At 48.3% G+C, this 25,889-nt stretch carries 24 protein-coding genes and 1 tRNA gene; 16 read left to right on the top strand and 9 right to left on the bottom strand.

Annotated elements, in window-relative coordinates; translation table 11 throughout:
• Positions 1-94: 94 nt before the first annotated feature.
• Together FJ023_07070 and FJ023_07065 are read left to right on the top strand one after the other, a co-directional pair.
• The gene (locus FJ023_07070) at positions 95-796 is read left to right on the top strand and encodes a hypothetical protein (protein ID MBM4447094.1); all 702 of its coding nucleotides are present in this window, start codon (positions 95-97) and stop codon (positions 794-796) included.
• Positions 797-1,029: 233 nt separating this feature from the next.
• Positions 1,030-1,302 (top strand): DUF2007 domain-containing protein, encoded by a 273-nt coding sequence (locus FJ023_07065; GenBank protein MBM4447093.1) that lies wholly within the window; start codon positions 1,030-1,032, stop codon positions 1,300-1,302.
• On the opposite strand, the gene FJ023_07060 is transcribed toward FJ023_07065, so the two are convergent.
• Positions 1,265-2,323, bottom strand: a complete 1,059-nt coding sequence (locus FJ023_07060; GenBank protein ID MBM4447092.1) for a phosphotransacetylase family protein — start codon at positions 2,321-2,323, stop codon at positions 1,265-1,267. The genes FJ023_07065 and FJ023_07060 overlap by 38 nt on opposite strands.
• 161 nt (positions 2,324-2,484) lie before the next feature.
• On the opposite strand from FJ023_07060, the gene greA reads away from it, so the two are divergent.
• The 11 genes from greA (at position 2,485) to FJ023_07005 (ending at position 13,881) form a co-directional block, all read left to right on the top strand.
• Complete coding sequence (greA, locus tag FJ023_07055) at positions 2,485-2,952, top strand: transcription elongation factor GreA (GenBank protein ID MBM4447091.1); 468 nt, start codon at positions 2,485-2,487, stop codon at positions 2,950-2,952.
• A 49-nt stretch (positions 2,953-3,001) separates the two neighbouring features.
• The gene (lysS, locus tag FJ023_07050; GenBank protein MBM4447090.1) at positions 3,002-4,519 is read left to right on the top strand and encodes a lysine--tRNA ligase; all 1,518 of its coding nucleotides are present in this window, start codon (positions 3,002-3,004) and stop codon (positions 4,517-4,519) included.
• A 6-nt stretch (positions 4,520-4,525) separates the two neighbouring features.
• Positions 4,526-5,791, top strand: coding sequence for a serine--tRNA ligase (serS, locus tag FJ023_07045; protein ID MBM4447089.1), 1,266 nt, complete (start codon positions 4,526-4,528; stop codon positions 5,789-5,791).
• A gap of 104 nt (positions 5,792-5,895) precedes the next feature.
• A complete protein-coding gene (locus FJ023_07040) occupies positions 5,896-6,147 on the top strand; it encodes a hypothetical protein (protein ID MBM4447088.1) in 252 nt (83 codons plus the stop codon).
• 181 nt (positions 6,148-6,328) lie between these two features.
• Positions 6,329-7,975: a redoxin domain-containing protein gene (locus FJ023_07035; GenBank protein MBM4447087.1), complete on the top strand. Its 1,647-nt coding sequence runs from the start codon at positions 6,329-6,331 to the stop codon at positions 7,973-7,975.
• Between the two features lie 281 nt (positions 7,976-8,256).
• Positions 8,257-10,137 (top strand): redoxin domain-containing protein, encoded by a 1,881-nt coding sequence (locus FJ023_07030; protein ID MBM4447086.1) that lies wholly within the window; start codon positions 8,257-8,259, stop codon positions 10,135-10,137.
• 208 nt (positions 10,138-10,345) lie between these two features.
• A tRNA-Ser gene (locus FJ023_07025) sits at positions 10,346-10,433 on the top strand.
• Positions 10,434-10,484: 51 nt separating this feature from the next.
• Positions 10,485-11,666 carry an ADP-forming succinate--CoA ligase subunit beta gene (gene sucC / locus FJ023_07020; GenBank protein MBM4447085.1) on the top strand — a complete coding sequence of 394 codons (1,182 nt, stop codon included), beginning with the start codon at positions 10,485-10,487 and terminating at the stop codon, positions 11,664-11,666.
• Complete coding sequence (sucD, locus tag FJ023_07015; GenBank protein MBM4447084.1) at positions 11,654-12,532, top strand: succinate--CoA ligase subunit alpha; 879 nt, start codon at positions 11,654-11,656, stop codon at positions 12,530-12,532. The genes sucC and sucD overlap by 13 nt, the downstream gene beginning before the upstream one ends.
• Positions 12,529-13,191 (top strand): transglutaminase domain-containing protein, encoded by a 663-nt coding sequence (locus FJ023_07010; protein ID MBM4447083.1) that lies wholly within the window; start codon positions 12,529-12,531, stop codon positions 13,189-13,191. The genes sucD and FJ023_07010 overlap by 4 nt, the downstream gene beginning before the upstream one ends.
• Positions 13,192-13,206: 15 nt before the next feature.
• On the top strand, positions 13,207-13,881 hold the full coding sequence (locus tag FJ023_07005; protein ID MBM4447082.1) for a transglutaminase domain-containing protein: 675 nt from the start codon (positions 13,207-13,209) through the stop codon (positions 13,879-13,881).
• Positions 13,882-13,983: 102 nt separating this feature from the next.
• Here FJ023_07005 and FJ023_07000 read toward each other — a convergent pair whose 3' ends face one another.
• The 3 genes from FJ023_07000 to FJ023_06990 all read right to left on the bottom strand — a co-directional run bounded on the left by FJ023_07000 (position 13,984) and on the right by FJ023_06990 (position 16,562).
• On the bottom strand, positions 13,984-15,651 hold the full coding sequence (locus tag FJ023_07000; GenBank protein ID MBM4447081.1) for a methylmalonyl-CoA mutase: 1,668 nt from the start codon (positions 15,649-15,651) through the stop codon (positions 13,984-13,986).
• Entirely contained in the window at positions 15,648-16,064 is a 417-nt protein-coding gene (locus FJ023_06995) for a methylmalonyl-CoA mutase (protein MBM4447080.1), read from the bottom strand. Before FJ023_06995 ends, FJ023_07000 begins: the two co-directional genes overlap by 4 nt.
• Before the next feature lie 96 nt (positions 16,065-16,160).
• Entirely contained in the window at positions 16,161-16,562 is a 402-nt protein-coding gene (locus tag FJ023_06990; GenBank protein MBM4447079.1) for a MerR family transcriptional regulator, read from the bottom strand.
• Positions 16,563-16,778: 216 nt separating this feature from the next.
• On the opposite strand from FJ023_06990, the gene pabB reads away from it, so the two are divergent.
• The 3 genes from pabB to FJ023_06975 all read left to right on the top strand — a co-directional run bounded on the left by pabB (position 16,779) and on the right by FJ023_06975 (position 20,078).
• Positions 16,779-18,221, top strand: a complete 1,443-nt coding sequence (pabB, locus tag FJ023_06985; GenBank protein ID MBM4447078.1) for an aminodeoxychorismate synthase component I — start codon at positions 16,779-16,781, stop codon at positions 18,219-18,221.
• Between the two features lie 93 nt (positions 18,222-18,314).
• Positions 18,315-18,896: an aminodeoxychorismate/anthranilate synthase component II gene (locus FJ023_06980; GenBank protein MBM4447077.1), complete on the top strand. Its 582-nt coding sequence runs from the start codon at positions 18,315-18,317 to the stop codon at positions 18,894-18,896.
• Between the two features lie 300 nt (positions 18,897-19,196).
• Complete coding sequence (locus FJ023_06975) at positions 19,197-20,078, top strand: hypothetical protein (GenBank protein ID MBM4447076.1); 882 nt, start codon at positions 19,197-19,199, stop codon at positions 20,076-20,078.
• 32 nt (positions 20,079-20,110) lie between these two features.
• On the opposite strand, the gene FJ023_06970 is transcribed toward FJ023_06975, so the two are convergent.
• From FJ023_06970 to FJ023_06950, 5 genes are all read right to left on the bottom strand, one after another.
• On the bottom strand, positions 20,111-20,881 hold the full coding sequence (locus tag FJ023_06970) for a TIGR03084 family protein (protein ID MBM4447075.1): 771 nt from the start codon (positions 20,879-20,881) through the stop codon (positions 20,111-20,113).
• Between the two features lie 246 nt (positions 20,882-21,127).
• Positions 21,128-24,196 (bottom strand): DNA methyltransferase, encoded by a 3,069-nt coding sequence (locus FJ023_06965; GenBank protein ID MBM4447074.1) that lies wholly within the window; start codon positions 24,194-24,196, stop codon positions 21,128-21,130.
• 111 nt (positions 24,197-24,307) lie between these two features.
• A complete protein-coding gene (locus FJ023_06960; protein ID MBM4447073.1) occupies positions 24,308-24,760 on the bottom strand; it encodes a hypothetical protein in 453 nt (150 codons plus the stop codon).
• A complete protein-coding gene (locus FJ023_06955; GenBank protein MBM4447072.1) occupies positions 24,747-25,211 on the bottom strand; it encodes a HEPN domain-containing protein in 465 nt (154 codons plus the stop codon). The genes FJ023_06960 and FJ023_06955 overlap by 14 nt, the downstream gene beginning before the upstream one ends.
• The gene (locus FJ023_06950; protein MBM4447071.1) at positions 25,159-25,767 is read right to left on the bottom strand and encodes a hypothetical protein; all 609 of its coding nucleotides are present in this window, start codon (positions 25,765-25,767) and stop codon (positions 25,159-25,161) included. The genes FJ023_06955 and FJ023_06950 overlap by 53 nt, the downstream gene beginning before the upstream one ends.
• Between the last annotated feature and the right edge of the window lie 122 nt (positions 25,768-25,889).

Genomic DNA, 25,889 nt, shown 5'->3' with positions numbered 1-25,889 from the left:
TAAGCCTATTGACAAAAGCGTTTTGACCCTGTAAAATCGTTTGGCAAAGGGTGGTCGAACCTTTGAACGCAAAACTTAGAATGGAGGTGACAATTTGAGAATCGTCAGTATTTTGTTTGCTTTTGTGTTGGCAGTATCCTTGGTGCTGGTGCCAGCTGTCGTACAGGCCGCAGATGGTGATGAATTGGGGGGGCTGCAAAACTGCAAACAGGAGCCACTACCGAAGTGGTACGACAATGAACCCTCGTATTACCTGTATTTGATGAACTGGGGCAGAACTCCAATCCAAGCCATGTCACGGTTGAGAGGTCTATGTGGTACTAAGGCCATGTGCGCCGAAGTTGGTACACCTACGAGCTGTCCCGGCAAGGACTGCGGAGCCACTGCTGGTTGTCCTGCCTGCCGACAGGTAGAACAAGGAGCCACGGCAACTTGTGATGACCCGGCCGCGTGTCAAGACTCCCTGTCGGGGACCGCCTGTAAAGTAACACCTCAAAAAGAGCCTACATGCCCTGAGGACTCAGTTATAGAGAACTTCTTGCCGACCTGCTGCTGCTGTTGGGGGGTTAGCTTGGCTTTCGCCAACAAGAGTTGGGGTGCTGCTGACATTGGTACTCATCCGAGGTTAAACAATGAACACCTCAACCACTTCGGAGTCAGCGAATGCTATGGTGGCAACAAAGGTGGTGACTGGGGAGTTACCGCCGCCCCGCACACTGAATGCTGTGCACTCACATGGGCTCTGCAGGATAACTGCTTCGCGCGTCCGTACGGCGACAAATGCGCACCGAATTAAAACTGTTATAGAGAAGTATCTTTCAGAGAAGTAAAATTTTAGATAGTGGATCCCTGGCCGAGGATAGGGTTAATCCTCGGTCAGGGTTTCTGTTGCATACGTGTGCCGTGTCATGGTACATGTTTTGCAACTCCATGCGGAGTTAACTTTGCGATCCTAATCCTGGCGGTTTCCCTGCTTCACCAACCTTAGCCGAGACACACTGTTGTTTATTTCCGTAGGCAAGAGGAACGATTTTGTCTAAAGAGACTGGGCTCACCACAGTCTACATTGCTAGTGGAAAACTAGAGGCAGAAATTGTAAAGGGGCGCCTTGAAAGCGAAGGTGTTCCAGCTATGCTTCGCTATGAGACCGCTGGACTTATTTATGGCCTCACTTTTGACGGCTTAGGTCAGGTAGAAATACAGGTACCATCTTCTTTGGCTCAACACGCCAGAGAAATTTTGGCCGTTGTGGAAAACGAGGACATTAAGCTTCCAGGCCAAGCTCTGAATAAAGAGCTTTAAAATCAAAATAGCAATCTAAAACATTACCAAACGTATCTAGTTTTCGAGGGCTGCGGAAGCTAGCTTTGGTTAAAGCTTCCTCGATGCAGGCTATAGCAGCAGGGGTATCCTGCTTCACCACAATTATCGGCACATGCTTTTCCTCAGCCTGAGAGATAACAGGGCGCGAAGGCTTTAGATTGTTAGTAAGAATGAGGCATTTGGTTGATGTTTCTAAAGCAGCCAGCTGCATATCAGAACGTTCGCCGCGAATCACCGCAGCTTTGTTTTGCTTACGATTGAAATAGTCTATCCCAGAGTCAAGAGTCATGGCCCCCACCAGTATATTTTCTACTATCTCATCATTATTCTCCGGAAAAGTCAAGAGCTCCCCTTCTAGAATTTTGACCAACTCTCCAATACTTACGCCAAGCAAGCTCCGAACCTCAGGGAGTATGCCCAACACCTTTATCCCAGCCTTCTGAAACGAGGCTGTCAAGTTCTGTCTCGCAGTTTCCATTTTGGACTTCGGCACAAAGTTAATAATAATCCCCAGCAACCGTTGCCCTAACCTCTTACCTATCTGCGCAATCTTCGACACATCTAAAGTTGAGGAATAACGGAGCACAATAATCACCCTAGCCTCTAAGGTCTCAGCAATCGTGTAGCACGCAAGAGTAGAGACTTTATCTATGCCCAAGTTGCCAACTCCCTCCATTATGACTATATTTTTATCCCGTGATATCTTACGATATGCCTGCTTAAGCCTCTGCGTGAAATCTGCTACCTCATCGGTCAAGCTTCGCAACAATTCACGCTGGGACGAGCGAATAGGGCAAAGCAGCTCACTAGATTCTGTCAACTCGAAGATTTCCTTGATGAAAATGGCATCTTCACAACCATCGGTGCCGCTGGTTTCAAAGATCTGGACTGGCGTAAGAAAGCCCACCTTCACCCCTCGGTCAAGCAACTTTTTACCAATGCCAGCGCACAAGGCTGTTTTCCCGGCAGCTGCCATGGACGTTATATATAGAGCAACCACATTATCTCCTGAACCTGAATAAGAACTTTGCAATTATATTACCTTGCGGCGCTCTTTACAACCAAGCCAAAGCAGCCTATAATATGTGTCAAACTTCAACGTCAACTGAGGGTTTTCCAACTCTCAGTTTTTTTACTAGCTTCTGATACAGGAGACATCATATGGGTCAAAAGAAAATCCTTATCACCAAAGAGGGCTTAGCTAAACTCCAATCTGAGCTGGAGCACCTGCTTTCAGTGCGAAGACAGGAGATAGCTAGCAAGATTAAGCGCGCCCGAGAAATGGGAGGCACGGAGAACAACGCTGAGTATGAAGATGCCAAGAATGACCAGGCTTTTGTCGAGGGTAGAATACTCATGCTGGAAAATACCGTCAAGAATGCTACAGTTATAGAGTCGCCAGCCTTGCCAGGCGTAGTAGAAGTGGGTGATAAGGTGCTCATCCAAAACCAGGATGGCAAGATAGAGCAATTTGTTATTGTAGGTAGTGCTGAAGCTAATCCTGTGGAAGGTAAAATTTCCAACGAATCACCGGTAGGAAAAGCTCTGCTGGGTAGAAAAATCGGCGATGAAGTTGAGGTAACAACCCCGGCTGGAGTACTTAAGCTCCTGATAATGGACGTAAGTTGACTATTTGCCCCCATGAGAAGACCTTATTTTTCATGGGATACTAAGTATTATGGCAAGATTAAAGCACATTGCCCAACAGCGCCTGGAAAAGCTAGAAAAAATTCGGGGGCAAGGAGTAAATCCGTATCCTCATTCCTATCACCGTAGCCACACTAACCAGGAAGCAGTGGCTCTTTATGGGCAAATAGAATCGAGCCCGCAGACCACCTCCAGTACAGAATTGAGCCTCGCTGGCCGAATTACAGCCATACGATTTATGGGGAAAATTGCCTTCTTCGATATCCGCGATAGTTCAGGCAAAATTCAACTTTATTTTAGTCATGAACTCCTTGGTAAGGAAAGATTTGAGTTTCTTCACGAAATCGATATCGGTGACATCATCGGTGCCAGGGGCAAGCTTTTTCGGACTAAGACCAATGAAATCACCCTGGAAGTAACCGATTTCACACTACTGTCCAAATCACTTCAACCATTGCCCGAAAAGTGGCACGGATTAGTTGATGTTGAGAAGCGTTACCGGCAGCGTTACCTGGACTTAATATCCAACGAAGAAGTTAAGCCTGTTTTCAAACTGCGTAGCCAGATTATCTCAGCCCTGAGGCATTTCCTAAACGAGCAAGGATTTATTGAGGTGGAAACACCAGTATTACAGCCAGTGGCAGGTGGGGCTTTAGCTCGACGTTTTAAAACCCACCACCAAGCTCTGGATCAGGACTTATACCTTCGCATTGCCCTGGAACTTTATCTCAAGCGGCTAATAATAGGCGGCTTCGATAAGGTTTACGAGATCGGTCGTGTATTTCGCAATGAAGGCATATCTACCAAACACAATCCTGAATTTACGATGGTAGAAATCTATCAAGCCTACGCTGATTATAATGATATGATGAAAATGGTTGAAGATATCATATGCTATATTGCCAAGGAAGTCGTAGGCAAGACTGAAATTAAGTTCGGTGAAGAACTTATTAACCTGACACCTCCGTGGCGTCGAATCTACCTGCGTGAAGCAATCAAAGAGCATTGTGGTATTGACTTTGAGGACTATGCCGAGGCTGATTCACTGCGGTTGAGGATGAAACAACTGGGGCTAGAAGTTGACCCTAATAAGGACAGAGGCAGGCTAATAGATGAGCTTATCTCCACCTTTGTTGAACCTAGCCTGATGCATCCCACCTTTCTTGTAGATTATCCGGTAGAGATGTCACCTCTAGCCAAAAGAAAGCGAGATAATGATCGCTTAGTGGAGCGCTTTGAGGCTTTTATCGGCGGCATGGAAATAGCTAATGCTTTTACCGAACTTAATGACCCACTGGAACAAAGAGAACGCTTCCGCCTGCAAAGAGAGAGACAATCCGGTGAACTGATTGCTTCAGCACCACCCGGTGAGGAGCCAGAAGTTGAAGCTATTGATGATGATTTCCTCCTAGCCCTAGAATATGGAATGCCGCCTACTGGCGGTCTAGGAACTGGTATTGACCGTTTGGTAATGCTGTTTGCCGATAGACAATCCATCCGTGAAATTATCCTTTTCCCCCAGCTGAAGACAAAACAGCAGGAAAGCTGATTTATCATGATCGATATCAAACTCATCCGCGATAATGCTGACTTAGTATGCCAGGCTATGGACAAGCGAGGTGAGAGTGCTCCACTTGACCGAATCTTAAGCTTCGACGAGCAACGCCGCCAGTTTCTACACGAGATGGAAACACTCCGAGCCCAGCGTAATGAAGTCAGCAAACAGCTGGGCAAGATGGCAGATAAGCCACCACAGCTTATTGCCGATATGCGCGAACTCGGTGAAAGAATCACTTGCCTAGAGGCAGAAATATGTCAAGTTGAATCCGAACTGGAGGACCTCCTCCTGCGATTACCTAACATCCCGGCGGCTGATGTCCCTGTTGGCAAAGGTGCACAGGATAACATAGTGGTGCGCTCCTGGGGTGAGCCAGCAGACCTTTCCTTCACACCATTGCCCCATTGGGAACTAGGGGAAAAACTAGGTATTATAGATTTCCAGCGCGGTGTCAAACTTTCTGGCAGTCGCTTTTATGTCCTTAAAGGCCAAGGGTCTCGTCTACAAAGAGCACTCATCGCTTTCATGATTGATCTACATACGAAGGAACATGGCTACACGGAAATTTACCCGCCTTTCATGGTGAAACGTGAATGCATGTTTGGCTCAGGCAATATGCCTAAATTTGCCGATAATCTATACCACGATGAAGAGGATGACTTCTGGTTTGTGCCCACCGCTGAAGTGCCTTTGACCAATTTACATCGCGACGAAATACTGCCGCCGGGCACTTTGCCTCTTTACTATGTTGCTTATACCGCCTGTTTCCGTCGGGAGAAGATGGCAGCAGGCAAGGATACCAGAGGCATCAAAAGAGGTCATCAATTTGACAAGGTCGAGCTTTACAAGTTCACTGAGCCAGAAACCTCTGATCAGGAACTAGAGAAGTTGGTGAGTAATGCTGAAGATGTATGCCGCCGCTTGGGCATACCCTATCGTGTAGTACAGCTGTGTACTGGCGACCTGGGATTTGCCGCAGTTAAATCATTCGATATCGAAATGTGGGCCCTCGGCTGCGGCGAATGGCTGGAGGTAAGCTCATGCAGCAATTGCGGTGATTTCCAAGCCAGACGTGCAAATATTCGCTATCGTCCAGAGTCCAAAGCTAAGCCAAGCTTTGTCCATACACTTAACGGCTCGGGGCTGGCTTTGCCCCGAGTGTTCATAGCACTACTGGAGAACTACCAGCAAGCTGATGGCAGCATAAAAATTCCTGAGGCACTAAAACCATATATGGGTACGGAGATAATTAACAAGAGCTGACATTGATGCAACACGATTCCAAGCCCCGCTACGCTTGCCCCCGATGCGCAACTAAAATTCACGTCCAGTTTGGAAAATGTCCGAAGTGTGGATTTATCGGTCCTATGGAACACAAAGATATTTATCTTCAAGGGACAAATGCTGCAGGTAAACCAGTAGTAGTTGACCCGCCAACAGTACAGCAAGATACTACAAAGCAGAAGCAATCGAAAACCTCAGGCACAATGCCGCGATATATATGCCCCCGCTGCAATGCTAGGGCCAGCAAATCATACGGACGCTGTCCAAATCACCGCAGTTGTGGGTATGTTGGACCTATGCGGGCCAGCGTCATCAGCGAATCGAGACCAGAATAACAATCCCCAAACAACTTTCCACTCTCGATACCAGCTTAGCAGACAGACTTCCTAGCCTTAGATAATTTCATTTTAGCTTCTCTATGTGTATAATTTAAAGAAGGCGTATTATTTGCAGCGCTCAAAAACACTAAATCAAGTAATCAGTGTAGACAATGAATAAACGCGCAACGAGGACAACGTGCAGGGAATAATACTGTGTCCTAAATGCCGCGTTCGAGTAAAGAAGGATAACCTCGGTGAGCTTTCATGCCCAAATTGTAATGCAAGATTATGCCCTAAAGCTCACATTTTTGACGGCAAAATCTGCCCTTACTGTGGTTGGGAGGACCCTAATTACCAGCTGTGGCAACAGGCACAGAAAGCTCGGCAACAAACTTCTGCAGCTAAGAAGGTAGATAAATCTCCTCAAGGCAAGCTCCAGTACACCTGCCCTAATTGTGGTACTAGCGTCGACGCTGTTCATAAAGATTGTCCAAGCTGTGGCTTTCTTGGGGCTAAATATCGATCAACAAGTGCTGCGCCCACAGGCGCCGTAACAACAGCAGCGAGGCCTGTTGTACCAGCAGCACCATCCTTTCAACCCAAGATGGAGGGCATTTCGCCAACACGAAGTCCGCTTCTAAAAGAAATAGCAAAGGCCAAGCGAAGAGAGTGGAAATTTCCCCAACTGGGGCATTTTGTAAGACCAGTTCTAGCAAGTCTGCTAGTTGGCATTGTACTTAGTGGTCTCGTCTTGGGAGGTATCCACATCACACGATTCTTTAGCCAAAGTGCTGAACCTGGCACTCAATCACTCCATCTATCTCTAACTTCATCTAAAACCTATACCCTGGGCACAAATGTGATTCCCGAAGCAGGCGGTGAGATTAAGATAGTATCTCCCTTATCTAGCAGTGGCACATTTGAGCCTGGTAGCAAAATTACACTGATGGCTATCCCTGACGACTGCTACACATTCAGCTATTGGGACGGTGCTTCAGGCTCGTCGGAGACTGCCGTCATTATCATGGACTCGAATAAAAGCGTCACCGCACATTTCCGGCTTAAAGATACAACACCACCAACCATATTAGAAGTCAAGGTTGTTAGTTACTCCGATGTAAGTGCCACCATAGCCTGGGAAACTGAGGAGACTGCCACAAGTCAGGTTGAGTATGGGAAAACAAGAGATTATGGCCAAACTGCAGAATCTACAGGAGAACCAGCTATCAGCCACAAGGTTCATCTAATTGGCCTAGAGCCGTCTACAACTTATTACTTCATGGTGAAGTCAGCAGATAAATGCGGAAACGTAGCCTCCGGCGCCGACATGCTGCAAACTCTCTCTGAAATACCAGCCGGTGACAGGGTGGGGAGACGAGCTTCTGACTTTGAATTGCAGGAGTACCAAGATGATGACTCAAAATCGCCTAACAATGGCGAGACGGTAAAATTAAGCCAGTTCAGGGGCAAAAAGATATTGCTTAACTTCTGGAATACCTTTTGTGGAGCTTGTCTCGCAGAATTTCCTCTTATCCGGGAGGTCTACGAAGACGAGAAATGGGCAAATGAGAATTTGAGCCCGGAGTTTGTTATAATTACTGTATGTATTGATGGAAGAGCCGACCGCATTGCAAAACTTGAAGACAAATATATTGATAAGATAGGGGAGTTCACATTTCCCATCTTACTTGACACGGAAGTAAACCCGGCCAACAGTAGCTATCACGTTGATTATACACCGAAGACCGTGTTCATTGACTCGGACGGAATTATCAGGAAAATCAAGACTGGACGGTTCGAAAACACAGAAGAGATAACAGGAATACTGCGCAGTCTCGACTAACATTCTGCCCCTCAACTCCTTCACTATGATAAATACTATTTGTAATTCAGCCTTAGGTATGCAAAAACATCATGGTAAGTCCATTATTTCTTGCCAAATATGGCTAAAAACGCTAACCTTGTCATCTCGAATAGTTCTCCTATAGGACTATAAATGGCACTCCACTTTATGCTTTGGCTAGGTGTATAATATAGAAAAGGTATTCAGAATGCTCTGCAGCACTGAAGAGAATATAAAAAGAAACAATAGTGGTACCGAACTGATCGGAGAACGGTGATAGCGTGCAGCCCAGAATAACCCTTTGTTCTATTTGCCACTCGCAAATGCCCCCAGGCCAGCAATTCTGCAAGAACTGCGGCACAATGCTGTGTCTGCGTTGCCACGCGCCTCTTCCTCAAAGGTCAAGGTATTGCCCAACGTGTGGCTTCCTCTGCGCCTCAGAGCAACATAGTTCAACCAATCAACCAGTTTCACCCGCCGTAGCAGCAAGGCCAAAAGCTACTGCAGTTCCCAGAGCCTCGAGTGCACCACCACAGCGAACTGCACAGACTGCCATGCGCCAGCAACCACCTAGAGTTACCGTCACAAGACATCAGCACAATTGCCCAAAGTGCGGGGGGAGCATGGACCCTGAATCAGGACGTTGTATAGGCTGTGGCTTGCTTTATGGAATTAAGCATCGGGTGATGCAGCAGCCACCAGCACATACCGCACCACCGGCACGCCGCCCACTTGCACCGAGACCACAAAGTTCTATAGGTCAGCAACCGCCAATAGCTTATGGCACGAGGTCTCAACATAGTAACCCCCCAAATACTCCTCCCCTATCTGGCTTCAGACAACGCTCAAATTACAGCTCGTCCGGTGCTATGCCACGTAGTGGCATGCCGCTGCCACTGCCACTGCCACGTTTTGCACCTGTAGCCGCCAGTGCAACACCGACATCAGCTAGCCTACCGATGCCTGCAAGGCCATATCCATATCAAACAATGCCTCCTATGCCTCTAGGACGGGGTATTTCAGACTCTGGGCGGCAGGGGCTAATGAAAGTAGTTACTACCATGTTTATTCTACTCATATGCTTTTTTATCGGTAGCGGCATCTACTACTTTGTCACCCAGACATGGACGCCATCGCCACCTGCTAACACCGCAGATACCACACGTCCTAACATCCAAAGTGCGCCGATTTCATCAACAGCCGAAACAGGTGCTACCATTACCTGGCGAACCGACAAACCTGCTACTAGTCGGGTTATATTGCGCGATCCTAGTGGTGTCAGCACCGAAATAAAACCTCAAGAAAATTTAGACACCAGCCACGGCGTAACCCTGAGTGGCCTTCAACCCAATACAACCTATAGCTACACTGTGATATCTACAGACGCCGACGGAAAGGAAACCACATCGGAAGGAGAATTGACAACTTTAGCCATAGCCGATAAAACCGTGCCAACGATTTCTGGATTCAATATCTCAAGAATCACTGAAACAAGTGCCATTGTCACGTGGGCAACAAATGAACCTGCCACCAGTCAGGTCAAATATGGAAAAACGGAAACATACGGCTTAACCACACCATTAGATTCAAAGCTTACCACCAGCCACAGTGTTACTCTGACTCAACTGGACCCCAACACAACCTATAACTTCAGAGGAATATCAAAAGATGCCAGTGGGAATGAAGCCACATCCACAACCAACCTAACATTCAAGACTCTTGCCCCAGTCCAGGTTGGTAATCAAGTCGGTAACCGCGCTCCAAATTTCACCCTGAAAGACCTCAATGGAAAAGATATAACTTTAAGCGCCTTGCAAGGCAAGATAGTGATGGTCAATTTCTGGGCAACTTGGTGTGACCCATGCAAGGAGGAAATGCCTTTCTTCCAGATAATTTCTGGCGACTGGTCGGGTAAAGAACTAGTAATACTTGCCATCGCTGTTAGGGATAATCAGGACCTTATCAGCGTCAAGCAATATATCACGCAAAAAGCATATGCTTTTCCCGCACTGTTCGATTCAGAAGGGCAGGTTAGAAAACTTTATAGGGTGGATACTTATCCCACAACTTTCTTTATCGATACCAATGGCATCATCAAGGAAATCAAAAAGGGGCGTTTCTCTAGCCCAGATGAAATAGAAAAGATACTCAGGTCCCTCTAGTCACCCCCTCATCGCGCAACGAGCAAAACAGACCAGGTGGTTAAATCAAAACATGTAGCCCCCGAGGCTTTAGCCTTGGGCGCCCGACCCTAAAGGGTCAGGGCTCCATTTTAGGACAGCCTCTTTAACTAAAGTAGCAGCTCTCTCAGGAATGACAATAAATCATGGTTGCTAAACACAATTCGATTTCCTATACTAGGATGGTTTTGGAGGGGTGGCCGAGTGGACTATGGCGACGGTCTTGAAAACCGTTTTCGCGAAAGCGAACGTGGGTTCGAATCCCACCCCCTCCGCCAGATCGCTGTTATCTATATTAATCACTTAATCATATAAGAGGAGAGAGCTGGATGAAAATACACGAATACCAGGCTAAGGCGCTGCTGTCTGAATTCGGCATCCCAGTCCCCAAAGGCGGAGTAGCCAATACATCGGCTGAAGCTAAAAAGATAGCTGCTGAGCTTGGAAGCAAAGCGGCAATTAAAGCCCAGGTCTATGCCGGCGGCAGAGGTAAAGCCGGAGGCATAAAGGTGGCCGATAACCCAGAGGAAACAGCAAAGCTGGCAGGGCAGATGCTTGGCACCAGGCTGGTAACACATCAGACAACCCCAGAAGGGGTACCAGTGAGCAAAGTCCTCGTAGAGAAAGCGGTTAGCGTCCAGCGGGAGCTTTATCTCAGCATAATCGTTGACAATGCCAGCAGGATGCCAGTAATGATGGCAAGTGAAGCCGGCGGTATGGATATCGAGGAGGTAGCTCGAGTTAGCCCACAGAAGATCATCAAAGTTTATATCGACCCGTCGGCTGGATTTCAAGCCTTCCAAGGACGCAAGCTGGCCTACGGGATGAGCTTAAGCCCAGCCCAAGTGAGACCAGCCACCAGCCTGATGACAAACCTGTACCAACTCTTTCAAGCCAAGGACTGCTCCTTAGCCGAAATCAATCCTCTGGTCGTTACTACTGACGGCGAACTCCTGGCCCTCGATGCCAAGCTGAACTTTGATGACAGTGCTCTCTTCCGCCACAAAGACATGGAGCAACTTCACGATTTGGAACAGGAAGACCCGCTTGAAGTCAAGGCTAACGAACTGGGTGTCAAGAATTACATCAAAATGGATGGCAATATTGGCTGCATGGTCAACGGAGCTGGTCTAGCCATGGCGGTCATGGATCTTATCAATCAGGCCGGCGGCAGACCAGCTAATTTTTTAGATATCGGCACCGTTAATGACGTTAACCGTGTTGCCAACGCTTTTAAGATTTTTATTACAGACCCCAACGTGAAGGCGATTCTAGTCAACATATTTGGCGGTATGGCCAGGGTTGATATCATTGCCCAGGGCATAGTTGAAGCCCATAAGCAGATGGATGTCCGGCTTCCTCTTGTCGTCAGGCTGGCCGGGACAAATGTCGATGAAGGGAAACGCATCCTGGCTAAATCTGGGATTAAATTTATTGAGGCAATTGATTTCTATGATGCTGCCCGCAAGGCAGTAGAAGTGGCTAAAGGAGGTAAGAGTTGGGCATCCTGATTGACGTGAAGACTCGATTGCTCGTTCAAGGGATAACCGGCGGCGAGGGCAGCTTTCATACCCAGCGGTGTATCGAGTATGGCACCAAAGTTGTCGCCGGTATGACGCCGGGAAAGGGCGGCAGCGAAATATTAGGTGTACCTGTCTTCAACACTGTAGAGGCAGCGACAGAGAAAACTGGAGCCAATGCCAGCATGATTTTTGTGCCGGCTGCCTTTGCCGCTGATGCCATTCTGGAGGCTGCCGATGCTGGTATTCCGCTGGTCGTGTGCATCACCGAAGGCATTCCGGTTTCAGATATGGTTGTGGTACACAACTATCTCAAAGGAAAACAAACTAGGCTTGTCGGCCCAAATTGCCCCGGCTTAATCTCACCGGGCAAGTGTAAGGTAGGCATAATGGCTGGTGAGATTCATCTTCCGGGCAATGTCGGTGTCGTCTCTCGCAGCGGCACGCTTACCTATGAAACGGTTGCTCAGCTAACCAGCCTGGGCATCGGTCAATCCACCTGCGTCGGCATCGGTGGTGACCCCCTCCCCGGCAGTACCTTCGTCGACATACTTGAGCTGTTCGAGAAAGACAAGGATACCAAGGCGGTGGTGCTTATAGGTGAGATCGGTGGTACCGCAGAGCAGGAGGCTGCCAAATTCATTAAGGAAAGGATGACCAAGCCGGTGGTTGCCTTCGTGGCTGGAGCTACAGCTCCACCCGGCAGGAGAATGGGGCATGCCGGGGCTATCATCAGTGGCAGTTCAGGCAGAGCCCAGGATAAGATAGCAGCCCTGGCCACTGCTGGAGCTACTATAGCCCCCAGCCCTGCGGAAATCGGGCTGACCATGAAAAAGGTGCTGGAGACACAGCCATGAGCGAAATGGAAAAATATCTCAGGCCTTCACCCACAATTGACAGCGATAACGAGACCATAAAAAAGAAGGCTTCAGATTTGACCAAAGGTAAAGAAACAGTCGAGGACAAAGCCAAAAGCCTTTTCTACTGGGTGAGAGATAATATTAAATACAGCCCACTGGTGCCAGTGGAGATTTTTGAAGACTACAAAGCAAGCAAGACACTGAAGAGAGGAGAGGGTTTTTGTGTGGAAAAAGCGGCTGTGCTGGCTGCCTTTGCCCGTACTGTGGGCATACCTGCCCGTCTACACCTTGCCGATATTCGAAACCACCTCGTTTCCGGAAAAGTACGCGAGGTTATGGGGACAAACTTATTTACCTATCACGGTTGGACAGAGCTACACATCGGAGGGAAATGGGTTAAGGCTACACCGGCTTTCGACCTGAAAATGTGCCAGGAGAACAGAATCATACCGGTGGAATTCGATGGCAAAAATGATGCCATATTCCCGTCGCACAATATGGATGGGAAGTTGCATATCGAATACGTCGCAGACCACGGACATCGCGTGGATGTACCTGTAGACGAAATACTCGCTGCCTGGTTGAAACACTACGGGATGGCTGCCCGGGAGCGGCTGAACCGCTTGAAGGAGTTAGAAAAGGCGCAGGAGAGGTAAAAGGAAAGATATAAAATGAACGAAATGGAAAAGTGGCTGAAAGCTACGCCTACATTTGACTGCGAAAACGAAGCGATAAAAGAAAAGGCCGAAAGCGTCACCAAAGGACAGGAAAAAGTTGCCGACAAAGCCAAAAGCCTTTTCTATTTTGGCAGGGATGAGATCAAATTTTTCCCTTATCTGCCACTCGATGTCCTTGAATCTTACCGGGCAAGCAGCATTCTGAAGGCTGGTGGGGGGATGTGCATACAAAAGGCGGTTCTGCTGGCTACCCTAGCCCGCGCTGTGGGCATACCTGCCCGCGTACACTTTGTTGACATTCGAAATTATCGCGCTCCCGATAATGTAAAGGAGACACTCGGCACAAATCTGTTCCCCTACCATGGTTTTGATGAGCTATACATTGACGAGAAGTGGGTCAAAGTTACCCCCACCTTCGAGGTTAAGGTGTGTCAGGAACACCGCCTCTTCCCCGTGGAATTCGATGGCGAGCACGATGCCATGTTGCCACCTCGCGATTTAGACGGAAATCCGCACATCGACTATCTGCAAGACCATGGCTTCTACGAGAATGTCCCGCTGGATGAGATATATAACGCCTGGGCCAACGCTTACAGCACGGGCTCACGCGAGCGGCTGCGTCAGTTCATTGAAGCGCAAGAGATACCGAAGATAGTACAGGGGACATAGTAGTAAATAAAACAGACAGACGGTAGATACAAAAAGGCCTCGCAGATCAGAGTTACGAGGCCTCTTTCATGTCATTGGCCCGTCCAGCCTGCTCTACGCATCTCAGGCGAATGGATATTCCAAAATCCCCAATGGGTCGTATGGCAGGCCGATGCCCATTCGCTTGACCCCGTTCACCTCACCAGTGGTACAGCCAGCCTTGCAGCACTCCTTCTCATAATCACAGATATCAGATTCATCGTTCTCGGTGGCATGGAGCAGAGCTTCCAGGGCTTTTTTCACCTTAGCCTGGTCGCGCGTCCGCTTGAACTCCTTCAGGTTCTCGATATGGTGTTGCACCAAGTCGAAGTCCACCTTGCCGAGGTAAACCGCCACGTCAGCATCCTGTTCCTCAGGAATGGTGAACTCATTGACGCCGACCACAATGCGCTCCTTAGCCTCCACTTCCTTCTGATATTTAAACCAAGCTGCCTCCATCTCCCGGTCTATGTAGCCACTGTGTATAGCTGCTGACATACCGCCTTTCTCCTCAATGGTATCGATGATCTTCTGCATTTTTTCTTCTAGCTGCTGTGTCAGGCTTTCCACATAGTAGGAGCCGGCCAACGGGTCTGCCACGCTGGCAACGCCGGTCTCATTAGCCAGGATTTGCTGCGTCCTCACGGCGAGGGTAGCCGCTTCTTCCGTCGGGATGGCAATAGGCTCGTCATAGCTGGCCACCTGAAGCGACTGCGTGCCCCCAAGGACCGCTGCCAGCGCAGCATAAGCAGCGCGGATAACGTTTATCGTCGCCTGCTGCCGCTCCATAATGATCCCTGCCGTGTTTACGTGATACTTCAGTCTCAGCGAGCGCGGGTCTTTAGCCCCGAATTTCTCTTTCAGGGTGCGAGCCCAAATGGCTCTGGCTGCCCTGAACTTGGCAGCCTCTTCGAGAATGTCTATCATGACGCTGAAGGTAATGCTGACCTTGGGCGCCACCACATCTATGTCCACCCCTCGCTCAGTTATCAGCTTCAACCCTTCGAAGGCATTGGCAAAGATCCAGGCTACTTCCTCGGCAGCCCCAACGCCGGTCTCCCGAATATTATACGCGTTGTAGTTAGCCACATAGATTTTGGGGTATTTCTTAGTCATGTACTCCAGCTTGTCTATGAACTCCTTCATCTGCCGTTTGGCCATATCAAACCACCATTCCTTACCTCCGTACATACACACCGGAGCTCCAAGCACAGGCGGAACCATCGGGCTGGTGGCTCTAAGCTCAGAAGGTGCAATACCCTGCTCCTCGGCAAGAACCATGTAGGAGGGCAAAGCAATGGGGGTCACCAGAGTCAGCATGGTGCTCACCTGGTCCAGGGGAATGCCATCCAGTATCTGCCGCATGTCATCCATGGTATCAACGCACACCCCAACCCGGCCAACACAACCCTCAGCCCAGGGATGGTCAGAATCGATTCCAATTTGAGTCGGCTGGTCACCGATGATGTTGATGGCGCTCTCGCCAGTGCTGAGCAAATATCTCAACCGCTCGTTGGTCATCTTAGGGGTGGGACAGCCAGTTATCTGCCGCTGGCTCCACAACCGACCCCGGTACATATCGGCATAAATACCTCTCTTGTAGGGGTACTCTCCGGGGTTACCCATGGAGCGAGCATAATCGATATCTTTTATGTCCTCCGGGGTATAGACTGTCTTTACCGGGATTCCTGACCAGGTTTCCTTCCTCCGTGCCCCTTGAAAATACCGGCTTTTGATTTCCTGTGTTGTCATTTCGCCTCCTTGCTGCGTTTTTTGTGTGCATTCTCTTGAATATATGCCACCGATTTACTCATTGGAGTGCCACTGGCAAAAATTGCATCCACACCCATCTCTTTAAGTAAGGGGATATCAACGCGAGGGATATTGCCGCCAACAACCAGGAGCCTGTCCTGTAAGCCATGTGCCTTCATCTGCTCTAACATCTGCTTACACAGGGGCACATGGTCAGCGCCCTGAAAGCTTAGCCCGATGACATCCGCGTCTTCCTCGCTGGCAGCTCTGGCCAGCCTTTCCGCTGTTTGATGCGTTCCCACATAAACCACTTCCATGCCCCCATCGCGCAGCCAGGCCGCCACCATTCTGATGCCCCTGTCATGGCCATCGAGCCCGATTTTGCCTAACAGAACCCGAATTGAATCTGCCATATTTAATCCTCTTGCAAAATTCTATCTACTATAGTCTTCGAGGCACGGGGAGGTACGCGTTTCTCATGTTCCCCAGCCTATATCGTCCAGCCAATTTTATAGCAGTCCTTTAACTCGTTTGATTTCTGCAGCCAGCAACCTCCGATAGCTTTCCAGCTTTTTCAGCTTGTCTTCCACCTCGTCAAGATGAGACGTCAAGATCTCAATACTGCGCTGGATAACACTCCTTTCAGTGCCAGTCTGCCTGAACACTTCAACCAGCTCTTTCATCTCGGCCAGCGATAGCCCCAGGAGTAGTTTACCACGTCGTATAAGGCGCAGTTGATAAAGGTCTTCCTCAGTATAGATTCGGCGCCCGTTTGTTCCACGGGTCACACCTACGAGCAGCCCCATCTCTTCATAGTAGCGAACCGTACGAGTAGTTAAGCCAATTCGCCGTGCTAACTCACCAATGCTCATAGTCTCTTTCTCAGGTGGCGCTATCGTTTCTGTTTTCACTATCCCTCCTGAATTTCTAAGTACAGCACCAGCAAAGCTCAAACTGTCACACTTGCCTAAAGGCCTCCAGTTTACGTTAAGGTGAAGAAAATTTAGCACATGCTGCACTGGTTGTCAAGTCAATGTTACTCCTATACAATGCCGAATAAAAATAGCAAGAATCCTGGTAAACTATGGATATTTCAATCCAGTCTTGCTAGATGTATAATGACGCGAATGAACCGTTACCCGCTAATTGAGGAAATTCATGCTTCGCTAACTCCCCCTGAAACCTTTGGCCTGTTCCAGGGTGAGCTACACAGCTTCTTTCTGGACAGTGGCATGAACCCTCAGAGGCTGGGAAGATACTCCTTCATTGGCGCTGACCCATTTCTGATAATAAGAAGCCGGGGCAATCAGGTCACGCTTATACGGCGAGACGAGCAGGAAATCAAACAAGGTAATCCCTTTGATATTCTGGGCAAGCTGCTCGATACATACAGACTGGACCACGTCCCGACAACTATCCCCTTTTGGGGTGGTGCTGTTGGCTATCTCAGCTATGACCTGTGCCATTTCATCGAGCGACTCCCCACTACAGCTATAGACGACCTGAAATTACCGGAGAGTTATTTTGGTTTCTATGACACAATTTTCGCCTTTGATAATCTTGTGGGCAAAGCCTATATCGTCTCAACAGGCTTCCCAGAACTCGACGAAGACCGCCGAACAAAAAGAGCCAGGCTACGCCTTGAGGAGCTGAAAGGCCGGCTTTCTTCATCTCTACCCACTGTCCCAGAAACCAATCTGCAAAGCGCCAAAAGCCCAACCGAAGCTGTGCTCAGGTCCAATTTCACTCCTGAAGCCTATATGGAGGCTGTTAACAGGGTCAGGGAATATATCGCCGCCGGTGATGTCTTCCAGGTCAATCTTTCCCAGCGCTTCGAGACCGATTTGACCGTTCCTCCTTATGAACTTTACCGCCGCTTGAGACAAATTAACCCAGCCCCGTTCGCCAGTTATCTGAACTTCGATGGGGTAACCATCATCAGTGCCTCTCCAGAGAGATTCCTTCGCCTAGACGGTGACCGGGTAGAGACACGCCCGATAAAGGGCACTAAGCCACGAGGTAAAAACCCGGTTGAAGACGCCATGCTGGCACAAGAGCTGCTTAATAGCATCAAAGACCGCGCCGAGAATGTGATGATTGTCGACCTCGAGAGAAATGACCTGGGCAGGGTCTGCCAGTACGGCACGGTGAAAGTTACCGAGCTGGCTATACTTGAGACTTTTCCCACCGTCTTTCATTTAACTTCTACAGTTGTCGGTAAGCTGCGTCCCGATAAAAATCGCCTTGACCTTCTGAAAGCCACTTTTCCCGGCGGTTCTATTACCGGTGCCCCTAAGGTGCGGGCCATGGAGATTATAGATGAACTCGAGCCAACGAGAAGAAGTGTCTACACCGGCGCCATCGGTTATCTCAGCTTCGGCCATAATCTCGACCTCAACATAGTCATCCGCACCTTTATAATCAAAGGCAATAAAGCCTACTTTCAGGTCGGTGGCGGTATCATCTATGATTCCAACGCCGAGTCAGAATATCAGGAAACTATGGACAAGGCTAAGGCCCTGATTCAGGCGCTTCGGCTGGCACCGAGGGTGGCTGTGGAGACCAAATGATACTGTCAAATCCCTTTCTGTCATTGCGAGCGAAGCGTGGCAATCTCAAGTGCTACTTCGAAACTTTTGCCATTCGCAACAACAAACAATACCATGATACTAGTCATTGACAATTACGATTCATTCGTTTACAACCTGGCTCAATATCTGGGCGAATTGCGCTGGGAGCCGCAGGTCTATCGCAACGACCAAATAACTCTAGCTGAAATCGAGGAACTGGCTCCCAGCCATATAGTCATTTCTCCCGGGCCCTGTACCCCACTGGAGGCTGGCATTTCCAACAATGTCATACTCCGCTTTGGCGGCAAAATCCCTATCTTCGGTGTCTGTCTTGGGCACCAATGCATTGGCCATGTCTATGGCGGTATTGTGGGGCGAGCCTTGGTACCAGTCCACGGTAAGACTTCTCTTATCCATCATGATGGCCAAGCTATCTACGAGGGCATACAGAATCCCTTCCCCGCAGCCCGCTATCATTCATTGATTATCAAGCCGGAGGAGCTACCTTCCTGCCTCAAGGTCACTGCCCGGACTCAGGAAGGGGAGATAATGGGAGTGAGACACAAACACTACGTAGTCGAAGGAGCCCAAATACACCCTGAATCTATCCTCACTGAAGCAGGACATGACCTGCTGGCTAACTTCCTCCGCTTCACCGAACCTATCTGGCCCTAAATTCAGCCTAGTAAGACAATGTCAACAACCATGGTGCACAAAGAACATTTACTAATGACCACCCGCCATTGCCAGTCCTTCATTTTCTGTCATTCTGAGCGAAGCGAAGAATCTCCCGTAGGGACAGACCTTCAGGTCTGTCCACTTCGGACAGGTCTAAAGACCTGTCCCTACATTTCTTTTCTGTCATTGCCAGCGACCCAACTGTCATTGCGAGCCCTGTCTCCGCTCATTCTGAGCCTGTCGAAGAATCTCAATTCCCTCTCCCTTGACGGGAGAGGGTTAGGGTGAGGGTGAAAATTGGAAGAAGTTATTTACCTAAACGGTGAACTGGTTCCCCGCTCTCAGGCCAATATATCGCCCTTCGACCACGGTTTCCTTTATGGCTACGGCCTCTTCGAGACCATGCGCTCTTACGGTGGCTCCATTTTCCGCCTTGACCGCCATCTAGCCAGGCTCCACCATGCCGCCAGGACATTGGGTCTAGCTCGCAAGCTAAAAACTTTTGACCTGGAGAAGGCTTGCCATGACGTTCTAAAAGCCAATAACCTCGCTGAAGCCCGCCTCAGGCTTACTGTAACGGCTGGTGAAGGTGATATAACCCCTAACCCGGATACCTGCGGCGACATCACCGTATTCATCGTCGCCCGAAAACTTGTACCACTGCCACCAAAAAGCTACCAGCGAGGCTATACGGCAATTCTGTCATCCTATCGACGCAACAGCCAGTCGCCGCTCTCCAGACTCAAATCCACCTGCTATCTGGAGAATGTCTTGGCCCGGCAGGAAGCCAGGGCTGCCGGTGCCGACGAAGCGGTGCTGCTTAACGAAAGAAGTTTTGTCGCTGAAGGCATCACCACAAATGTCTTCCTGGTAAGCTGCCAGATGCTGATTACACCTTCTACAGAAAGCGGCGCCTTGCCTGGTATCACCAGAGAGGCCGTGCTGGAATTAGCTAAATCACTGGAAATCATGGTGGTTGTGAAACACGTCGAGCTGGGAGAGCTGCGCACAGCCAGAGAAGTCTTCTTAACCAACTCGGTACTTGAAATTATGCCCCTGACCCGGCTGGACAATAAGCCTATCGGCTCAGGAAAACCAGGAACACTAACCCAACGCCTTATGTTAGCCTATCGTGAGCTAATAGCTAAAGAGACCTTAAACCAGGTTCACCTAAGGTAACCACCAGATTGTAGCAGCACGATTATTTAGGTTCATTGTTTTTTGGGCTTACGGCCGGAGCCCGGTGGGCCAGCGTACGTCTGAACTATCTCGATAAAGCGTCTTGCCTCGCTACCTATTACCTCTAATTTCATATCTTTCCAATGCCTTCTCCGAACTGCCACACGACAAAATTCGCTGGCGGTCCCACGGATAATATCCTTAGCATCCTCAGGACCCTGACTCCAGGCTTGCGAGGACGGCAGCACCAGTTCTATACGAATGGTAGTATTCGGCATTTCTAAACCGTTCACGCTATAGGCAAAAGGCCTCGCCAGGTATGCAATCATGGCCACATGCCGCAGGCGGTCAGTATCGACAGGTTCAACACCCGCAGCATCATAGCAATCGAGGCCATGAGCCCATGTTTCCATGAGTCGTGCCGTGGCAAAGGCACGTGCTCCCATCGGCGGCCCGAACCATGGTATCCTCGCTTTAGGGTCGGTTTTCATAAGATGCTCACACTCCGTCTCTCTGACATTCCTCCACCACTCCAGGATTTGCGAAGGCTTCATTGTCCGCCCTCGCTTAGGGCCGGTCTCATTAAAAGCCATCCCAATCTTAGCCGCTTCATCCAGTGCCGCATAATCACCGCCAAGAAACGCGGTAGCGACTTCATCAATGTGCACGATGTGCGAGACACAGTCTCTCACCATCCATCCTTCTGCCGGGGTTGGCAGGTCCCACTGCTCGTCTTTAAGAGTGGACAGAAAATCGTCAAGGGCTTTCTGCTCAGCCCTGAGGTCGGTTACTATTTCCTGCATAATTCACCACCTTTGCGAACTGTGCTAACTGTAAATCAGCATTACCTATAAAATGCCGTCGCTATGTTAAATCCCAGCTCACTTGCTGTCAAGGTGGCTAACTGGCCCAATGACCGAGGAATAACTGGTCTGTAGCTCGCACAGTTTGCTTAACTTTGACCGAGGTAACAATTGTCAGTTTCGTGCAACGCTGACTCGGCGCATTACCCAGAGAGCTATTTAGAAGGCCTCATCAGAGTAGTTTGATTACTGAGAATGGTCTCCGTTTGAAATCGAGCCCATTTCTCCGATGATTTGCATCGTCTTAACACTTACAGTGCAGACTCTTGCCAGCAAATCAATTACCTGGTCTTTGTAGTCGGCAAACCGGTAGGTATTGAATTTTTGGAGGATTGTGGGATCTTTTGGTTTGCGTTCTTTGTAATATTCAAGAATCCACTCAAGCGCGGAACGATTTCCGAGTTTGTATTCCCAGACTTCGGGGGGAATGTTTTTGAGGGTGGTAATGGTATCAAGGCGGATTGAATTGGCAAATTTGTCGGCTTTCAAGAGGGGCTTGGATTTGATAGGTGGCTTTGAAGAATCCGCTTTCAGGTCAATTCTCTGCAATGGGTAAGGATTAGCAGTTTCATAATTGATATGTAAGTCCATGAGCTGACGCCCCCAGCTCTCCCATTGCTGGAAGTTGTCATAGAAAGGAATACGCGGTAATTCACGTTTCAGGTTGATGGCATACTTCTCTCTATACAAGGGGTGATGCAAGACAGCGTAGACGTAAAGAAAAATGGATTCTTTCGTGATTTTGGTATCTTTGCAATGCTCTCTAAACTGCTGTAATGCCCAATCTGTGATATTGTCAAGGCGGTTGCCATGCTTATCATAGTGGTGGAGTGGAAGGCACTGGGTCTTCTCGAGAAAATCGAAAGAACACACTTTATTAGAGACCAAACTCTGAAATGGCTTGTTTGAAGATGAACCTGAGAGGCAAATTATTATGTTAGGCTTGTCTGCGGAGCCTCCGAAAATGCCAAGATGATGCCGAGTTAGCCTGTCACTTAGTAAAGGCTCAAAGTAATATTTCTTGTCTACAAATGGCCGGTAGGCTGATGTGGCAAGTTTATGTCGGCTGAATTTGATGACTTTGTTATTCAATAGGTTTGTTTTCAGTCCTGCACTCCACTTGATCTGATAGTCAACGAAATCGTCAATAGAAGTCTGAGTAGTTAATGCTTGATATTTCTTCAAGTCTGCATTGTAGACTGAAATCAAGAAGAGAATTTTTTCTAGCAGCGTTTTTCCGTTGAGGTCATATACCCATTCATCCCTAGCAGTGACTACGCCAGGGCAAGAGCGTATAAAGATTGACTCTTGATTAATAATCTTCGCATTGCCTTGGTAGGCAACAGGTAAGAAATTATCCCACTCGTTTTGAGCTAGATTTATCCAATTATTGTTTTTATCTGGGTGGATGCGGTCAAAAGACAGATCTTTAAGCTTTGTGGTGGCAAGGAATTGAAGCTTTTCCCGTGCTGTTTCCATTTCTGGGCGGCGAGTATAAAAGATATTACAAGGAATGCCTTTTCCGTGTTCATTTTTAACAAAAAAGGTTATGGCAACGCCTGTCTGAATAGCAAAGACATTATGCTTAGGACCGGAAAGCTTCGGGTTAGCTCTCACATCACCACCCAAGTCAATAATGTAGATGTCGGAGAATTCGTCAGATACGACCTTGCGGAAACCATCGTATGTCCTGGCGTTTATAAAAGAGCGATTTGTAATAAAAGCCAAGACGCCATTTGGCGGTAGCCTGTCGCTAGCCCAGCGGATAAAGCGGGAGTACATATCGTAAAGTTTGGTTTTCTGAGCGGTGCTGTTTTTGATGTAGGTTTCCTTAATCCTCTTATCAATTTGGGGATACGGTCGGTTCTTGTTGTTTTCATTCTCATTAAGCTGGTTGGCATTATAAGGTGGGTTACCGATAATGACGGAAATCTTACGCTGGTTCTGTTGCTTGATACGCTCAAGGTTCTCAGCGCTAATAGAAAGGAAATGCGACTGCTTCTCATCAAAAATGAAGCCCAGATTGTCCAGGGTATCCACAAAGCAGATATTTTTGAATTCCGAATAGAAGCCCATTTTTTGGAAAAAGGTATATTCAATATTGAGGTTGGCGATATAGTAAGGCAGTATGGCTACTTCGTTGCAGTGGATTTCGTTCTCGTACTTGTATTGCAAGCAGTTCTTGGGCAGGTATTCTATGATTTCCGTAATGAATGTGCCGGTGCCGGTAGCAGGATCAAGGATTTCAACGTCCTTATCGCCAAGAACACGGTTAAAATGTTTGTAGGTGAGGTAATCTGCGGCTCCAACCATGAAGCGGACAATTTCGTTGGGTGTATAGATAATGCCTAGGCGGTCAGCCCCAGCGGGATTATAAGCCCTGTAAAAGTTCTCATATACCACTTTAAGGAAGCGTTGTTTCTCATGGTGGTCATAGATGCTGCTAGCGGCGGCTTTAATGACTTTAATGTAGGGGTCAATTTTGCTGAGAATGTTCTGACGGATTGAACCTGTAAGGAAGGTTTGAATAATTTTCGAGAGTTCGCGGGCAATGTTGTTTTCGCGGTGAAACTGGGCATTATTGAAGATGGTGATAAAAATATCTTCAGTCAAAATATGCTGAATGAGCATTTCGCGGACGTCTGCCAGGACAATATGGGGATTGATGGATTCACGGCAGAGTTCAAGGAAGTCGTTTCGGGCTTGGGCAAAAGCAGAGTTTTGCTGTGCTTGAGTTTCAATCAGAGCTCGTAATTCTGTGAGCAGACCGGGCAAGTCCTGTTTGAATTTATCAATAGCCTGGCGGAATGTCTGAACCTCTTTAGGTTCATAACTGACAAACTGAACCAAGAGCTCATGAAGTGAAGCGGGATTGTTGATTTCAACACGTCCGACCTCTTGCCCGTTTTGTATCAGTACAGTGGTCTGGCTATCCTCGAAGAGAATGTTGGTGGTTGGATAGCCTTTATCGAGTTTGTTTTGAATTTCTTCATCGAGCAAATCAAACTGGTCTTTGCTCTCCCAATAACCCCAGTCTTGGCGCAAGGCGTCTTTCAGCGTACCATCCGGCGTGACTGTAGTACCGTATTTGGTTTTATAATCCAGTTCAGGAATAAGCTGAAGGTTCTTATCAGCGCAATATTGCTCCAACAAGTTTTGGAAAGCAGAACGTATGGCACGCTCATTCCTCGAACCACCATACTGAATGAGCTTTTCGACTTTGGTGTAGTACTGCTGGATAGTCTGAAGCGTCATACTATAACTTTAAGTCAGTTAGGCACAGGTGTCAAGAATTAAACATTCCGTTATGATTGTTTACTAGACGCCTAGCCCAACTCCCACTATCAAGCGGCCCAACCACGTTACTTACAGGGACCTTGCCAGAAGTTCGGCGCTGTGCATTACTTTGATATTGCTGTGGCGCTTGTCTTCTATCATCCGCACCATCTCTCTTACCAGGCTTTCCCCTTCATCGGTCTGGTCCATAAGCTCCATGCTGGTGCGGACATTTTCTGCAGTCTCCCCAGCCATCTGCTTCTCTTTAGCCTTCTTGGGGTACGCCTGAGCCTCGGCGGCGTCTTTAACCAGTTCCAGCCGTCGGTAGCCTTCAGCCAGTTGTTCCAGTGTCTCGCGATTGGTGGTGTTGCCGATAAGCAGGCGCAGCTCCTTTATGCCTTTCAACTTTCCGGCGATGCTGGTGAGACCGGAGAGAAAGAAATAGCCGACGGCAAACCGTGCCGCTTCCGTGGAGTTCAGTATACGGTTGATGTGGTCAACCAGTGTCTCTTTTCGGTTATCTATGATGTCATGCGCTGGCATTAAGCTCCTTGGCGAGTTCTGGATAGTGATTTCGTATCCACTCCTCAACTTTCTGGCGTATTAGTTTTGCCAGTTCAAGCATCTCCTGTGCTTCCTGCTCACTAACCAAACCGGGGCGCTCGTAGTCGCTAATATTCCGTTTAAGGCGTAGTTTATTAAGCCTGCGGATGATGCGTTCTTCCAGTTGAAGGGTAATAGAAAGAGACTGGATTACATAGTAGTGGTAAGCTTCTCGACTTGCCCTATACCCGGCAGCAGCTAGCGCTGCAGCAGAAGATTGCAGGGCAGCATTATGTGCCATATCCAGCTTGCCATCACTGCTTAGTCCAGCGATCTGACAATCCTTCAGAGAGCGATCAGCTACTGCCAGAAGCTCAGCAATTTCACGTGATGTCGGCTTATGTTCCTTTAACCAGCCTTTTCCCAACCAGAGACTGAAGCTCATTTTCATCCCCGACTATGAATATTTTATCGCCTGATAGTATATCACTGACAAAGTAATGGTTTTCTGACAATCTCTTATTGAACTCTGCCAATGCATAGACCACGGGGTTCAATTCACGGTTCAAAGTCCCTTCTGCAGTTGTAATAAGGTCAACTACTTCACCAAAGGTGATATTTCCCACAACGAGCAGGTCTATGTCACTGAACCTATTCTCGGCTCTCTTGGCTACTGAGCCGAAAATAAACGCCAGCTTAATATCTGCAATGCGGGGCTCCAAAGCCTTCTTAATAATATCTGCCATACCCACAGTCTTAAGCATCAATCCATGCAGCTCATTAAAAAGGGGGCTTTGCCGATTTGCCTGATAATACTTTTGTTTCCCCTCTGTAGTCGAAACAAGAATACCGGCCTTCTCCAGGCGAGCCAATTCACGGCTCACATTGGTCGAATCTTCCTTCACTAAGCTAGTGAGCTGACGAACAAAATAGCGCTCATCGGGATGAGTGAATAACCAGCCCAGCACTTTTGACCTTAGCTTTGACCCTAAAAGAGCTTCTAGCATCGTTTTTATATAATTGCAGTATTATTTACTGCTATTGCAGTATATTTTACTACACAGATTAAAGTTGTCAAGTGTCACATGATGATATTTCGCTAATTTTACTCCAAAAAGTGTTGACAACA

This window comes from Chloroflexota bacterium (genome assembly GCA_016875875.1).
In the GTDB taxonomy this organism is placed as follows: domain Bacteria; phylum Chloroflexota; class Dehalococcoidia; order GIF9; family UBA5629; genus 9FT-COMBO-48-23.
The sequence above is the reverse complement of the archived record's forward strand: the minus strand, read 5'-3'. Positions and strand labels throughout refer to the sequence as shown.